Source organism: Nanhaiella sioensis (assembly GCF_046557775.1).
Classification (GTDB): domain Bacteria; phylum Bacillota; class Bacilli; order Bacillales; family SM2101; genus Nanhaiella; species Nanhaiella sioensis.
Genome location: NZ_JBKAEG010000001.1, coordinates 3153429 through 3169323, shown reverse-complemented (window position 1 = coordinate 3169323; position 15895 = coordinate 3153429). Strand labels below are relative to the sequence as shown.

The window sequence follows — 15895 nt, the reverse complement described above, 5'->3', positions numbered from 1 at the left end:
TACATTAACCACATAAAAATATTCTGTACTATTTAATAAAAAAATTATAACAAATTAAAATATATTTGAAACCTTTTTAAATTTCATTCGTAAAGATAGCAAACTATATTTTGTGAGGGTGTTGAACATGTTTGTATTATTCATTCGTCTTGCTATCATTGTGCTTCTTATTTTTATTATATATAGAATGGTCAAATACATTTTAAATCCTAAAAGAAAACTTGAACTGGCACACGAGCAAAAAAAATATTTCTTATTAGATAATCCAAATAACGTTCATAAAAACTTTCTGTTAACGTACCAAGGGGTTCTTTTTGAAGGTGAGAAGTATTTAGGGACAACCGATAAAGCGTTTGAGGTAGTATCAATGTTTGTGTGGGCAAAAGATGTTTCAACATTACAAGGACTCAATCGTGACGATTTTTTAATTATTGAACAGCACTTAAAAACACACTATCCAAATGCAAAAATCGATTGGAAAAGTCCTATTAAAGAATTTTTAAATTAAACTTTGATGTTGCTATTGTTTCTAGATTAAACAGTTAGATCAGGAGAGCTAGTTGTGCAAACACATCCATACAAAAACAATAACGGAACTCTTGATCCATGCAGTAGAAATCGTACCATTTGAAATTTTTTGTACACTGAAGTGAAACTTGCTGGAGAGCTAAGCGGCATAGTCACTCAAAAATAAAGGTAACTGAACGCAGAAGTTACCTTTATTTTTATTTTTCTGAAAAAAAATCTCCCCACTTAATGATCACTTGCTTTTCCCTTAAAAGGTAAAATAATAAAGTCAATGATAGCAAAATTGTAATAATTAGCGTTGGAGAAAACTGTTTCATAAACTGGCCAAATACTGTGTAAAATAAGGCTACTGGAATATTTGCCATTACAGAGAACTTTAAATAGTCTTTGAAGTTTTTGGATATTTCTACTATACACAACGATAACAAATGATAGTGGATAAAAGGAATTAAGCGCAAAATTGATATTTGAGCAATTGTAAAATTCACATGATCTCCTAACCATTTCTTTTTTAAAGATAGCATTTTTTGAAATACTTTAGGAATATATTGAAATAAAATAAAAAACATAATACCCGCCATTGATAAACCAATGATTGAATATACCGTTCCTAAAACAGCTCCAAACAACACTCCACCTGCTATACATACAATCGGTACTGGAATAAAAATAAATTGTCGAACCAAATGAAAAAAAATAAAAATGATCGGTGCCATGTAACCACTAGAATCAGTAATAACAAATAACATTGTCATAGCTTCATTCACAAGCTCACCCCATCGATCTATGCTGCACAACTATTAAGTGCAAGAGAGGATATTTATCTTTGGTTTTGATTCTAAAGGCATTTATAATGTGAACGACAATAGCAGTGCTATTTCATGATATACTTCGCAAGTAGCAATTATGACAAAACAACCAATATTGATGCAAAAATTAATAAGTGGGCGGTTGCTACTATAGGGAGTCCAATAGTAAACATTTTATGTTTTGTTTTATGTCTATGTCGGTACATTCCTATCCATAAACCGAACGCTCCTCCAACTAGCGCGGTATACCAAAGTGACTTCTCTGAAATTCTCCACTTTTGCTGTTTTGCTTTCCTTTTATCAATATACATGACAACATATCCAACTAAATTTAATATTACATATAAAAGTAAAAATACCTCTTTCATTCATTCTCCCTCCCTCCTACAAACTACCAAGTGCCTCCAAATCAACCTAAGAACACCCACATCCTGTATGTCAATGTCATCCAGACTCCACCTACCAACACTTTTCACTTTAATATGGTTTTTCCTAACCACTAGATTTACCGACATACAGCATTTAAAACTTTGAAAAATATAAACTTTCTTATCTCATAAAAAGGCCATTCTCAACGTTGAGAATGACCTTTTTTATCATTATTTATTTAAGCTGTTTTTTGCAACTGTAGCTAACTCAGCAAATGCTTTTTCATCATGAATAGCAAGATCAGCTAGCATTTTACGGTTTACTTCAATACCAGCAATTTTCAAACCGTTCATCATGCGGCTATATGAAAGACCATTCATACGTGCTGCTGCGTTAATACGAGTGATCCATAGCTTACGGAAGTCACGTTTTTTCTGACGACGATCACGGTATGCATACATTAATGATTTCATTACTTGTTGATTAGCAACTTTATATAATGTATGTTTAGAACCGTAATATCCCTTAGCTAATTTTATTACTTTTTTACGACGTTGACGCGTCACTGTACCGCCTTTTACTCTTGGCATAGTAGTTTCCTCCTAAAATCGATAAGATGATCAAAATATCAGGAGAATTAAGCTTTAGATAAGTGTGTTAGCTTACTTTCACTCTTCGTGAATGCTATACACTAATCATCGGCTTGTTCTTCTCCACTAATTTGAACTCCCTGTATATAAAACGAATTATTTTAAGTTATCAAGCAAGTGACGAATACGTTTGTAATCGCCTGAGCTTACTAATGTACCTTTACGTAGTTTACGTTTTTGCTTTGTAGATTTGTTAGCAAATAAATGGCTAGTATAAGCGTGTGAACGCTTCAGTTTCCCTGATCCAGTTTTCTTAAAACGCTTTGCAGCGCCACGATGAGTTTTCATTTTAGGCATAAGGTGTTCCTCCTCATTTCATTACTTTTCATTATTTGGTGCTAATATTAAAAACATGCTACGCCCTTCCATTTTGGGCTTTGATTCAACTACACTTATATCATTACAAGCTTCTGAAAAGCGATCTAATACACGTTGACCAATTTCTTTATGCGTAATTGCTCGCCCTTTAAAACGAATTGACGCCTTAACTTTGTCTCCTTTTTCAAGGAACTTACGAGCGTTACGAAGTTTTGTGTTAAAGTCATGCTCTTCAATAGTTGGACTTAAGCGAACTTCTTTCAGACTAATAACTTTTTGATTCTTGCGTGCTTCTTTATCTTTTTTCTGTTGTTCAAAACGGAATTTTCCATAGTCCATAATACGACAAACTGGCGGTTTCGCGTTTGGAGCAACTAAAACTAAATCAAGATTCGCTCTGGCTGCAATTTCTAATGCTTCATGCTTAGATTTAATTCCAAGCTGATCACCATCTTTACCAATTAAACGAACTTCGCGAGCACGTATGCTCTCATTGACGAACATATCCTTGCTAATAAGTAGCCACCTCCAAGGTTTTTTAAACACATTATTTGAACTATTGTGTACTCTACAACAATTGATAAGTATTGTTCCACTGTAATCATGGATAATTATGACCAATCATGCAAAAAAGTGTGAGTACACAAGGCACCCACACTTTACGATTTATTAGTAAAGACACATATCGTATACCTGGCAACTGCAAACATGCGTCAAACAGGTGAGAAGCGGGTGCTTCTTCTTTTTAACAAACAAGTATTCTTTTATCACCTTAGCTATTTTATCATTAACAATTTATTGTGTCAAGAAAAAGAATATTAACAAGCAACGTTTATTATTCTATCAAATTCCATTTTAATATGCAACATGAAAATATTAGTACTTAACGATTAACTTCTTTTGTTAATCCTTCTAAGAATTCAACAAATGGAACTGTCTCAGATTTCTGCTCTCCATATTTTCGCACATTCACTGCTTTTTCACTAATTTCATTATCACCAACAACAAGCATATAAGGAACTTTTTGCATTTGATGCTCACGAATTTTATATCCAATTTTTTCATCACGTTCATCTAATTCAACTCGAAACCCTTGAGCTTGAAGCTGTTCCTGTACCTCTTTAGCATACGCTAGGTGAACATCAGGAGAGACTGGAATGACCTCAACTTGTACAGGAGCTAACCATGTAGGGAAGGCTCCCTTGTACTCCTCAATTAAAAAGGCTACGAACCTTTCCATTGTAGATACAACCCCACGGTGAATAACAACTGGGCGATGCTGTTTCCCATCCTCACCAACGTATGTGAGATCAAAACGTTCAGGTAATAAAAAGTCAAGTTGTACAGTTGATAAAGTTTCATCTTTACCTAATGCAGTTCTAACTTGAACATCAAGCTTTGGTCCATAAAAAGCCGCTTCTCCATCTGCTTCATAATATTCTAATTGGAGATCATCCATCGCTTCTTTTAGCATACTTTGTGCTTTTTCCCACATCACATCATCGTCAAAATATTTTTCTTTATCTTCAGGATCCCGATAAGACAAACGGAAGGAATAGTCATTAATACCGAAGTCTTTATATACTTCTTGAATAAGTCGGACAACACGAATAAATTCATCTTTGATTTGATCAGGCCTAGTAAAAATATGAGCGTCATTTAATGTCATACCCCGTACACGTTGTAAGCCGGATAAAGCACCTGACATTTCGTAACGATGCATCGTACCAAGCTCAGCAATTCGAATTGGTAGTTTTCGATAGCTATGGATTTCATTTTTATAAATCATCATATGATGTGGGCAATTCATCGGTCTTAATACTAATTCTTCATTATCCATTTCCATCTTTGGAAACATGTCTTCTTGATAATGATCCCAGTGTCCAGAAGTCTTGTATAAATCTACACTTCCTAATACTGGAGTATATACGTGTTGATATCCTAGCTTTTCTTCTTTATCAACGATATAACGCTCAATGACTCTTCGAATAGTAGCACCTTTTGGTAGCCATAACGGTAAGCCTTGCCCAACTGTTATTGAATTAGAAAATAAGTTTAGTTCTTTTCCTATTTTTCGATGGTCGCGTTCTTTTGCCTCTTCTAGAAAGCGTAAATGTTCCTTCAACTCTTCTTTTTTAAAGAAAGCTGTTCCATAAATACGTTGAAGCATCTTATTTTTACTATCACCACGCCAGTATGCTCCAGCGATGCTTAGTAGCTTAAATTCTTTAATTTTGCTCGTAAAGGGTACATGAACTCCTCTGCAAAGGTCAAAAAATTCGCCTTGCTCATAAATTGATACAGTCTCACCTGCTGGAATATCATTTATTAACTCAAGCTTTAGATTATCATCTATTTCTTCAAAACGCTTTATTGCTTCTTCACGACTCACTTCGTGACGTACAATTTCAATATTTTCATTAACAATTTTCTTCATTTCTTTTTCAATTTTTTGTAAGTCGTCTGGACGAATAGATTCTTCCATATCAATATCGTAATAAAATCCATTTTCAATTACTGGACCTACACCAAGCTTCACATTTTTATAAACACGTTTGATTGCCTGTGCCAATAAGTGAGCTGTACTATGACGTAAAATTTCTAACGCCTCATCCTCACTTTGTGTAATGATTGAAATAGTACCATCTTGTAAAATTGGTGATCGAAGATCAATAAGCTCACCATTTAATTTTCCTGCAATTGCCTTTTTCTTTAACCCCGGACTTATGGATGCCGCAATATCTTCTGTCGTGATTCCTTTCTCATACTCCTTAATAGCTCCATCTGGAAATGTCATGTTAATCATTTCTGACATCCTACTCACTCCTTTTTTCATCATTTAATGTAACTACCTCAAAAATAACAATCCGTTGTGGAAAACATCGAAAAACAAAAAAACTCATCCCTAAAAAAGGGACGAGTTTGGTCTCGTGGTTCCACCCTTGTTTCTTACTTATCTGCATGCAAAGATAGATATAGTAAGCTCAAGACATAGATAACGGATATCCCGCCAGTAATTAATAAATTGAAACAATCGTTCACTACTGAAGTTTAGAGGTGGTAAGTATATTTTTCGTGTTAGGAAGATTTCAGCCGAGTCTTCCCTCTCTATAAACCGTAAAAATGATACCCATGTCCTCATCATAACCTTTAAAGAAGTTGTTCAAAAATTATTTATGTAGGTAATTATATTTTTATTAGTGTCGAAAATCAAGCCTATTATACAATTATTTTTCAGTCCATTATCTATTGTAGTGACTTAATTGCTGGAAATCTTGCTTTGGATAGATCTTTACACGTTCTTGAAAGATGTTGTGGATGGTTTGTATTAAACTATGATCAATTTCATCACTATAAATCATTACAGATTGTGGTGCTAGCGATACAAGAGGTGCAATGACAGATGAATCTATGTAAATAGATTGTGAAATCATCATTTTCCGATCTATTTGTTTCGTCAAATCTTCCCTTTGCAATTGTACATATCGATCATTAAAAAAATGGAATAAATGTCCATTGTCATGTAACAGATGGATCTTAGAATAAACCGCTTGTCGTACATGTAGTAAGTCACGTAATGTTTGAATAAAATTTTGATATTCCTGCTCAAGCTTATACTCATCTATAGCTAGTTCAGTGTATTCCAATAATTGTTCAAAATATTTCTTTAAGCGAAAACGGATAAATGAATCGAATGAAAACGATATAGATTCGTGCAAAAAATCTTCTAATGATTGTTTAATAAGTGTTATTCTAGATCGGGCACATTTCATAGCCGGGAGATCATTCCTCTCCCCATTAAATATTGTATGTGCTATCTCGATTATTTGTCTTTGCTCGTCCGTATTCTTAAAATAAAATGAATTTACAATAAATGATTGTAACCACTCATCCTCCTTTTTATCAATTATGTAGTTTAGAAGCACAGGGATAACAAGCATATCTATAATCTTTTTCATATCTTTGTCAGGGCCGATTTTAACTAAATGGGCAAAATCATATGTAATTAGAACTGAATGGTCAGCTCCACTTTTTAACCTCTCACACACTTCACTTGCATCTAATTTATTTTGAAAATAAATTTCAATCAAGTTTGTCCCCCCTTTTGCCAACACCTGTTTATATATATATGGGGGATATGATTATTTTAGAAGTTTCATTTTCGCTGTTTATAAGAAAGGCCGTTTACCCATTATTACTTGTCCTTTTTATCTACAAACCCTTTAGTCACATATAACACCGTTTTGCTGCTGTAAGCTTGTAAAGACCATTAGAGACGAAATTCACTTTTAAAGATTCCCTATAACAGTGCAATAGTAAAACGTATATATACATCTCGACAACTGGTGGTTTTTCATACTAAGAAGGTGGAGAGGAAGCTTTGTGGTAAAACGCAAAACTATACAACCAACTAAAAACGGCGTATCCATAGTAAGGATAGCCGTATCAGTTCAATTCTTGTCGTATCTTCTATTTTTCCCAGTAATTTCAACAGGAATCGTTAAATATTTTATTCGCTCCATAATCCTCGCTGCTTTCAGCTTTTCTTCTTCGCCCCGTTGAGAATAAGATAGATGATGCTGAAGTTGATCATAACTAAAATTGGATGTAAAGAATGTTGGTAAGTTCTCAAGCATTCGATACTGTAAAATGGGCCCTAAAATCTCATCACGTGTCCAGCTTGTCATTGATTCAGCTCCAATATCATCAAGCATAAGTACCGACACCTTTTTTACCACTTCAATTTTATGATTTAACGATTGATCCTGAAATGAACCTTTCAGTTCACGTAAAAATTCTGGGAGATATATTAGCATTGTAGCGACGTTTTTGCTTGCTAATTCATTTGCAATGGCCCCTAAAAGATATGTCTTACCTACTCCAAACGGGCCATGAAAGAATAAACCTCTCCCTCCGTTCTTGTCTTTATCATACTTTTCTATAAAGTCTTGTATTAAATGAACAGCTTTTAGTCTACTTTTATCATCTAAAGCAACTTGATCAATAGTAGCTAGAAGTATTTCACTTGGAATATTAATGGACTGTATAAGATCTTGTTGCTTTTTTTGCTCATCGTATTTTAGTTTTTTATTACATTTATCATATTGTATATCAATTGAATTTCCACTAATAATTAAAGTTGGCTCGTACCCTTTGATCATATTTGAACACCGATCGAAAGATATACATTTCTGACAATTTTTCGACTGGCTAATATATTCATATAATTTATTTAAGCTACGGTCAATCATATCTCCTGTGACTCTATCATGATGTTGATTTAAAAATTGTTGGATATCAGGATTTTGGAGTATTTCAGTTTTCATCTGATTTAGACGTAGTTGAAACTTATCATTTTGGAACAATTTAGACATCGTTTCGTTAATTCGCTCCACTCTGCTCCCCTCTTTTCCTATTTTGAGTTTCCTTTATATTTATTAATTCGCTCCTGAAGCTTTTGCCTTTCCTTTTCAAAATCTACTTCTTCCACTTTTTCTTCACTTACCTGATCCTGTTTCTCTTCAACAAACCAATCAGGTAACAATTCTTTACGAACTGGTTTTTTTGTTGAGGCAGAACGTTTTTTATTATTTGTATTCGCCCAGGTTTGATATTGCCGATGCTCTTGTTTAGCAAGCTCCATCGCTTGTTTCACGGTTTTAATATTTTTTCTCGACCAATGACTAGCTATCTTTTCAACGTAGCCTCTTGTGAGCTTCATATCAGTACGAAGCAACACATAATATATTAAGACGTTCACAACTCCTGGTAATAATTTCTGATTAACCATCACATCTTCAATAATTTGAAGGTCAGCAGCTGATGGTACAGAACCATCCGCAAGATCCATTAAAACCTTCTTTGGTGATATTAATTCAAGTTGTTTTATCAGTTGGTCTTCCTTCGTTTCTACTTGTTGATCATTCATTGTCCTTTGTGTGATCGGTTGTACTTGCTCGACAATAGAAGGTAGCCGATCACCATTCTCAAATTTATACCAGTCTCGTGCTTCTTTGCGAAGTTTTTCTATATCAATTTTATCATCCATAGTTAACGAACTCATCGTAATTTTTTGCATTTCTATTGGGTCTATTTCATATAAAAACGATAGCTTTGTTATCATGTCTTTTACTTTATCAGTAATCGCCTTTTTTGGTACCATACTTTCGGATAAGCCAGCGAAAAATAAATTAAAGTTAAATGCTTCTTGCAAATAAGTTGGTTCATTTTTTGCAGCATTATTGATATAGTTATTTCCTTCTTGAGGTATTAACTGTTCAATGATCTCATCGTTAGCGTTAGATACCATTTCGGAAGGGTGAATAGATTTAAAAATCTCATTAAACGATTTTGTTATAGGTGTATATTGAATGCTGTCGATTTGTTTGTCTGAGAAGAAACGTTTTAGCTTTGCATATTTATTTTTCCCAACTCTATTATACAAAAAAACATTTAATACTCCGTCATTAAAAAATTGATCAGGAGATAATGGAGGTTGCAGCTCATAAATAAAATGACGAACATCATTTTCTTTTTTTTCATATGTTTTTAATAGTCCAATTCCCTCAAGCTTAAGCCTTTGTCTAAAAATTTCATGTAAATTACACTGCATAAGCCCCATTAAACTATGGTGTGTAGATTCTTCACTCCACAATCTATTTTCTTCAAGTTCAGCCCATAGAGTCATAAATAAACTAAAAGCACCATTTTCAATTAATGGTTGATAGAGCAACGTTATTATTTTTCGATCAAACTCTTGTAAAATTGTTTTACAACTCACATAATATCGATCTACAGGAATTAATTCTTTCCAATGATGTTCCACTATATAACCTAACCTTTCATAGATATTCTAACTATTCCTATGTTCAATATATTAAAAAAAGAGCTTGAAGAATATTCTTAAGCTCCTATCTAAATTTCTTTTTTAATTAGTTCTTTTAATTCTTCTATAAAAACGTTGATATCTTTAAATTGTCTGTAAACAGAAGCAAAACGAACGTATGATACTTCATCAATTTTGGACAACTTTTCCATGACCATCTCACCTATCATCTCGCTACCTACTTCGGAATAACCTTGGCTTCTTAAGTCCTTCTCAATGAAGTTAATGATATCTTCTAATTGAGTTAAGGAAACAGGCCTTTTCTCACAAGCTTTAATAAGGCCACGTAGAATCTTTTCGCGACTGAACTCTTCTCTTGTTCCTTCTTTTTTAACAACGATAAGTGGTAGTTCTTCCACTTTTTCAAACGTTGTAACCCGATATTGACACACTTCACATTCACGTCTTCTTCTTATAGCGCGTCCTTCATCTACAGGCCGAGAATCTAATACCCTAGTTCCATTATGTTGACAAGAAGGGCATTTCATACAATCAGCTCCGTTCTTTTCTTGCTGAGTTTTTAATATAGGCTTCTTTCGCATTAATTGTTACTTGTCGTAATAAGCTGTTTTCGTACTAACGTATACAACTACTAGGTTTTGGTACATCTTTTCTAAAGACTATAAGAAGCATATAATACATATCAGTTTTTCTAATGTAAGTAAAAAAGCAACAAAATTTACGCAAAGAGCCTTAATAGAAGAGAACATAGCTTTCCTTAAGTTTCTTATTCTCTATACTCTAATGATATAAAAAGACGAAACTAAGTACAAGCATAAAAATAAAGAGGTATATTGATATACCCCTTTTTTGTTCGAACATTTATATGATTGTTATAGAACTTTTAATTTTGATTTTTGCACTTGCACTGGACCCATTCCACGAGGTAATTCAATATTCTCACGTGATTCAGCACCTAAAGCTTCTGCAATATGTTGAGCAGCAACATTAGGGTCAATACGATCACCACATGTATAAACGTCTATGCTAGCATAACCATGCTCGGGAAAGCTGTGTATTGTTAAATGAGATTCAGAAATAATTACGACACCACTTACTCCGTGAGGAGCAAATTTATGGAAAGCAACTTCTCTAACTTCAGCACCTGACTTTAATGCTGCATCAACAAAAATCTTTTCAATTTCATTGATATCATTTAACTTCTCAAAATTACAACCCCACAGCTCAGAAATAACGTGTCTACCCATTGTTTCCATATGCTAGTCCCCCTTAAGCGATAAATATTATTCAGACATGAATTTCTTCTAACAGATATTTTTCATAACTACCACGGGGGAAAGTTAGTCCAAAGAGGTCCTAACCCTTTAAGTAGCTACAGTATCTATTCATCAAGAAGTTCACGAAAAATAGTATACTTTGTTTGTGTGATTTTTGCAACAACCTTTTCTATTTTTATTCGCGTAAGTTAAGGGCAGTATTGATTTGTGGTGATACTATTTACATTTTCCTTTTTTATAACAAATATCCGATAAAACTTGTGGAAATAACAAAAGTTGCACGTCAATTCCTCCAAAGTCTTATGATTAACTGCACTGCAGAATGTCTGTCTGATGTCTTCTTGCTGATGTCAACGGCAAGTAGAAGACGAGCTCTTGATCTTGGAATGGGTATTTTACTGCAACTTCCATTAACATTGCCTCATCGAAAGAAACATTTTCTTTTCTGAGAAATAACATTGCTCACTCAAAAAGATTATTTACATCTCATGATAATAAATAATATGTCCATATCCATTAAAACTATATAGTAAAAAGTTTATTGCGATTGTAACTAAATTACGTCTGCAATGTGATTTTATCCCATTTTTTAGTAGGGTGTGTTATTTCTTAATATACGAACAACAATTCATGACTTATTAACACTATAATCGTAAATGTTGTTATTTGTATCCAATTGAACAGCTAGTAGTGGTTATATACGATTGTCATCGTTAAATTGAAGTAACGATGACACGAACCCTAGTAGAATCCGTAGCTCAAAAATAACTATCTATACGATGACAACCAAAGAAAAAAGAGTATATTTAAATAAACATACTCTTTAGCTATATAAACCATATCCTTATGCTTTTTTACCCAACCTTCATTTCTGTTTTTTTCATCATTTCACATGCTACATATTTAACTAAATCTACAACTCGACATGAATAGCCCCACTCATTATCATACCAAGCAAGAATTTTTATTTTACGATTATTTAAAACCATTGTTGATAAACCATCAATGATCGAAGAATGGGGATTTGTATTAAAATCAACTGATACTAACGGCTCTGTTGTAAAATCAATAATCCCTTTTAAATAAGTATTAGATGCAATGATAAATGCATCATTTATTTCATCAATTGTTACATCTCTCTTTACATCCACGACTAAATCCACTAGTGATACGTTTGAAGTTGGGACACGTAGCGCCATACCGTGTAATTTTCCTTTTAACTGCGGTAGAACAAGTGATAACGCTTTCGCAGCACCTGTACTTGTAGGAATAATTGATTGCGCACACGCACGCGCACGACGTAGATCTTTATGAGGATTGTCAATATTTTTTTGGTCATTCGTATATGCATGTACTGTTGTCATTAGACCACTTTCTATTCCAAATTGTTCATCAATTATTTTGGCAACTGGTGCCAAGCAATTTGTTGTACATGAAGCATTTGAAATAATATCGTGCTCTTCTGTATTAAATTTACTCTCATTTACTCCCATTACGACTGTAATATCTTCATTTTTTCCAGGTGCTGTTAATATTACTTTTTTTGCCCCTGCATCTAAGTGTAAGCTAGCTTTAGCTCGGTCATTAAATTGACCAGTAGCTTCAATAACAATATCTATATTAAGACTTCCCCAAGGTAATTCTTTTGGGTCACGTGTACTTAACAACTTTATTCTGTTTCCATTTACGATGAGGCAATCATTTTCTGCAACCACTTCACCATCAAATTTGCCATGATTCGTATCATACTTAATTAAATGTGCCAATGTTTCAGCTGGGTAGCTAGCATTTATTGCAACTATTTCTAATTCTCTGCTTGTCATCGCTTGACGAAATACCATTCTTCCAATTCTTCCAAAACCATTAATCGCAATTCTTGTATTCATAATATTACTCCCCTCGAAAATAATGTTATACTTTTCATTACATTCGTGTAATTAGTATAACATAATTATCTAGAATTGTGATAATTAAAATACACATATTTTTTTCCAACATACAAAAAGACCCCTACCTCTATATCTATCGATAAGAAGTGGGGGAATGTTCTCTAAGCTTATGTTCTTTTCGTAAACTATGTTGGTCATGAACTAGAAGTAGTTTTATGTATACTTTAGTTAAGTAAACGCTGAGTGAATAAGGAGAAATATTCTACTCACCGCATTGAAAACCAGCGCATATCCCATGTAGGAAAAGCCTAAATCAACCTAAGATTAATGAGCTTACTGATTCGGCAATATTTGTATACTCCAGTTTTGGAGGAGTTTGTGGAGTTGTTCCTCAGTATTTAATATAGAACCATTATTATTTAACACCGCACTAGCTAAAGAGATTTTATCCTTTAGAGGCATTTGCGAATTAATTCGAGCTTCGGCTTCATGCTTAAGGTAGTTATTTCTTTGCATTAGTCTATGTAATTGAACATCTGGGTCTACATATACAAGTAGCGTTTTGTCGACCATATCAGTTAATTTACTTTCAAACAATAGCGGTATGTCTAAAATAACCACTTGTAAACCTTGCTTCATGTATTCATCCATTCGTTCAAACATCTTTTTACGTACTGCTGGATGCACGATACTGTTCAATTGTTGCCTTTTTTCTTCATCATGAAAGATAATATTACCTAGTTTCTCTCTATCTAACTCTCCATTAGGTTGTGTAACCTTCTCACCAAATGTTGCAATTATTTTTTTATATGCAGACTCACCAGCTGTGACTACCTCTCTCGCAATTATATCTGCATCAACTATAGGAAATCCAAGCTTTTCAAGCATTTTTGCTACTGTGCTTTTACCGCTTGCTATTCCTCCTGTTAGCCCTATGATAAGCGTCATTACCGATCCCCCATTTTCTGCAAGTAATTATATTCGGAATGGGTAGTAACCCCATTCCTCTTTGTTTTAACGTTATAACTTCCATATTCCTAAGACAATTAAAATAACTCCTGGTAAAAAAGAGAACTTTTTTACCCATGTTAGTCCTGAAAATAAAATACCACTTTTTAACCCTAATGATAAAAAAAGCATGCTCATCAATGCAACTGAAGCAGCCATTAACATCGGGGAATAACCTAAAAGGGCTGCTCCAAGGCCTGCACCAAACGCATCTAACGAAAGGGCTGCTCCAAGTAGGAATGCTTCAATACCAGTAATTGTTCCCGATTTGTCTAGATCGGCCGCCATCGGCTTTCTAAGAATATTAATAACTACGCCTAACGATCTAATTTCCAAATTAAATAAAATTTTTTCTTCATCCTCATCTAACATATTTTTCGCAGGACGAAAAAACTGGAATAATACCCAAGCACCTATACATACAAGTACTACCGCACCAATTTTTTCTGCAATGCTTGGAGATAGTATCATTGAAATCATATTTCCAAAAAACATTGCTACACTTAAAGTAATTGCTGAACAGAATGCAATGATAATAATTGACTTTATTGGCAAACTCATTTTTCGCAAGCCATAAGTGAAGCCAACAGTAAAACTATCTAAACTAACTGCAAAAGCTAAAATTATGAGCGACATATATTGAACCATTGCATGAGCTCCTTCCGATTTAGCTACAGTAGTATATGGAAGAAGCCCATCCAAAGTTCAAAAAGAAGCTCTATGTTTTTTTACAGGCGGTTTTATCGCAACGATTGTTGCTTGTCGCACAAAAAATAAACACGTATTTGGTAAGATTTCGTGGCATCTTTTCTATTGATAAAATTACTGAGTTCTCATAAAACTCACATGATGTCCATTTTTAGTAAAAATAACAAAATACTTACGAAAAGAGCCTTTTATAGCTGTTTTTTCGCATCGCTTGTTGCTTGTCCCACAAAAAATAAACACGTATTTGGTAAGATTTCGTGGCATCTTTTCTATTGGTAAAATTACTGAGTTCTCAAACTCATCATGATGTCCATTTTTAGTAAAAATAACAAAATACTTCCGAAAAGAGCGTTTTACAGCTGTTTTTTCGCATCAATTGTTGCTTGTCGTACAAAAAATATTCCGTGGCATCTTTTCTTCTATAAATTGACGACGGTTGCATGTAACTGCATCTTAATCTTCTATTTTACGAACAATAACAATAAAGTTTTTAAAAAAGTGCCTTTTGTACAGCTGTTTTCACTGTTGATTGCATGTAAAAAGCGCAGTACTACAACAAATATGCTTGAAAACATAATCAACTTTTTGCTTGGCAGTTAGGGCAATAAAATGATGAACGCTGATCTATTTTTAGGTTTTCAATAGAACTTCCACATTCAGGACAAAAGTCTTTATTATAAACCATATGGAGTTCTTGGAATGTTCCTTTTTTCCCTTCGGAATTTACATAATCTCTTATAGATGAGCCTCCTAGTTTTATTGCAAGTTCAAACGTTTCTTTAATATGACCTAATAATTCTAACAGCTTTTCATCTGAAACCTCCCCAACAGATGTTAATGGGTTTAGCTTAGCTTTATAAAGACATTCGGATGCGTATATATTTCCCACACCTTGAATGACATTTGGTTGCATAATTACACGTTTTATCGGTTTGTTAATGAAAGCTTTATTTCTTATTATTTCCAAAAAAATCCTTGGAGCATCTTCAGAAGCTGGATCGGGACCAACCTCTTGAAGAGGTCGATAAGCGGTATACTCTTGTTTATTCAAAGCGCCCATCCATCCAAATCTCCTTTGATCTGAATAAACCATTAATGACTTGTCATTTAATTTAAATATGATATGAACATGTTTTCGATAATTTGGTGCAATTTCATCTAAGTCGTTTACATGAAAAATAGCACCAGTCATGCCAAGATGGGTGACTAAGTATAAGGTGGGAGTATCAGCTTGATTTAAATTGAAAATTAAGTACTTACCTTTCCTTTCAAGCTTTTCTATACTTCCTCCTTCTAGACGTTGAGAGAATGTTTCAACTTCTTGCCTTCCTATTTTTTTAAAAGGCATAGTAATCTTTGGATGTAGAACAGATACCTCTGAAATTATTTTGCCTAGTACTTTAGGCTCTATTGAGTTTAAAACTTGTTGTACTTCAGGTCCTTCCGGAATGAAGAACTCCTCCTTTCAACCATTCCCTATATGCTGCTTTAC

General features: G+C 33.8%; 16 protein-coding genes and 2 other annotated features. Of the genes, 1 reads left to right on the top strand and 15 read right to left on the bottom strand.

Translation table 11 applies throughout. The features are described from left to right. Positions 1 to 127: 127 nt before the first annotated feature. Positions 128 to 508, top strand: coding sequence for a sigma-w pathway protein ysdB (locus tag V1503_RS14685; RefSeq protein ID WP_214481581.1), 381 nt, complete (start codon positions 128 to 130; stop codon positions 506 to 508). Between the two features lie 217 nt (positions 509 to 725). Here the strand turns inward: V1503_RS14685 and V1503_RS14680 are convergent, their stop codons facing one another. The 15 genes from V1503_RS14680 to mutM all read right to left on the bottom strand — a co-directional run bounded on the left by V1503_RS14680 (position 726) and on the right by mutM (position 15853). Beyond that, on the bottom strand, positions 726 to 1295 hold the full coding sequence (locus V1503_RS14680) for a TVP38/TMEM64 family protein (protein ID WP_214481582.1): 570 nt from the start codon (positions 1293 to 1295) through the stop codon (positions 726 to 728). A gap of 137 nt (positions 1296 to 1432) precedes the next feature. Next, entirely contained in the window at positions 1433 to 1705 is a 273-nt protein-coding gene (locus V1503_RS14675; RefSeq protein ID WP_214481583.1) for a DUF1294 domain-containing protein, read from the bottom strand. A 231-nt stretch (positions 1706 to 1936) separates the two neighbouring features. Continuing rightward, a complete protein-coding gene (rplT, locus tag V1503_RS14670; protein WP_214481584.1) occupies positions 1937 to 2296 on the bottom strand; it encodes a 50S ribosomal protein L20 in 360 nt (119 codons plus the stop codon). A gap of 156 nt (positions 2297 to 2452) precedes the next feature. After that, positions 2453 to 2653, bottom strand: coding sequence for a 50S ribosomal protein L35 (gene rpmI / locus V1503_RS14665; protein ID WP_214481585.1), 201 nt, complete (start codon positions 2651 to 2653; stop codon positions 2453 to 2455). Positions 2654 to 2674: 21 nt separating this feature from the next. Then, positions 2675 to 3178, bottom strand: a complete 504-nt coding sequence (gene infC / locus V1503_RS14660; RefSeq protein WP_214481693.1) for a translation initiation factor IF-3 — start codon at positions 3176 to 3178, stop codon at positions 2675 to 2677. Positions 3179 to 3295: 117 nt separating this feature from the next. After that, positions 3296 to 3424 (bottom strand) — a sequence feature (ribosomal protein L20 leader region). A 133-nt stretch (positions 3425 to 3557) separates the two neighbouring features. Then, a complete protein-coding gene (thrS, locus tag V1503_RS14655) occupies positions 3558 to 5489 on the bottom strand; it encodes a threonine--tRNA ligase (protein ID WP_410627870.1) in 1932 nt (643 codons plus the stop codon). Positions 5490 to 5583: 94 nt separating this feature from the next. After that, positions 5584 to 5828: a binding site (T-box leader), on the bottom strand. An 88-nt stretch (positions 5829 to 5916) separates the two neighbouring features. Continuing rightward, positions 5917 to 6765, bottom strand: a complete 849-nt coding sequence (gene ytxC, locus V1503_RS14650) for a putative sporulation protein YtxC (protein WP_410627868.1) — start codon at positions 6763 to 6765, stop codon at positions 5917 to 5919. 360 nt (positions 6766 to 7125) lie between these two features. Further along, positions 7126 to 8070: a primosomal protein DnaI gene (gene dnaI / locus V1503_RS14645; RefSeq protein ID WP_320256702.1), complete on the bottom strand. Its 945-nt coding sequence runs from the start codon at positions 8068 to 8070 to the stop codon at positions 7126 to 7128. Between the two features lie 17 nt (positions 8071 to 8087). Then, positions 8088 to 9500 carry a replication initiation and membrane attachment family protein gene (locus V1503_RS14640; RefSeq protein ID WP_214481589.1) on the bottom strand — a complete coding sequence of 471 codons (1413 nt, stop codon included), beginning with the start codon at positions 9498 to 9500 and terminating at the stop codon, positions 8088 to 8090. A gap of 89 nt (positions 9501 to 9589) precedes the next feature. Continuing rightward, positions 9590 to 10048 carry a transcriptional regulator NrdR gene (gene nrdR, locus V1503_RS14635; protein ID WP_410629442.1) on the bottom strand — a complete coding sequence of 153 codons (459 nt, stop codon included), beginning with the start codon at positions 10046 to 10048 and terminating at the stop codon, positions 9590 to 9592. A gap of 345 nt (positions 10049 to 10393) precedes the next feature. Next, positions 10394 to 10777, bottom strand: a complete 384-nt coding sequence (speD, locus tag V1503_RS14630; protein WP_214481590.1) for an adenosylmethionine decarboxylase — start codon at positions 10775 to 10777, stop codon at positions 10394 to 10396. A gap of 875 nt (positions 10778 to 11652) precedes the next feature. Beyond that, positions 11653 to 12684 carry a glyceraldehyde-3-phosphate dehydrogenase gene (locus V1503_RS14625; RefSeq protein ID WP_410627865.1) on the bottom strand — a complete coding sequence of 344 codons (1032 nt, stop codon included), beginning with the start codon at positions 12682 to 12684 and terminating at the stop codon, positions 11653 to 11655. Positions 12685 to 13020: 336 nt separating this feature from the next. Then, positions 13021 to 13635: a dephospho-CoA kinase gene (gene coaE, locus V1503_RS14620; RefSeq protein ID WP_410627863.1), complete on the bottom strand. Its 615-nt coding sequence runs from the start codon at positions 13633 to 13635 to the stop codon at positions 13021 to 13023. A gap of 72 nt (positions 13636 to 13707) precedes the next feature. Then, the gene (ytaF, locus tag V1503_RS14615; RefSeq protein ID WP_320256698.1) at positions 13708 to 14343 is read right to left on the bottom strand and encodes a sporulation membrane protein YtaF; all 636 of its coding nucleotides are present in this window, start codon (positions 14341 to 14343) and stop codon (positions 13708 to 13710) included. Between the two features lie 637 nt (positions 14344 to 14980). After that, positions 14981 to 15853 (bottom strand): bifunctional DNA-formamidopyrimidine glycosylase/DNA-(apurinic or apyrimidinic site) lyase, encoded by an 873-nt coding sequence (mutM, locus tag V1503_RS14610; RefSeq protein ID WP_410629441.1) that lies wholly within the window; start codon positions 15851 to 15853, stop codon positions 14981 to 14983. Positions 15854 to 15895: the final 42 nt, after the last annotated feature.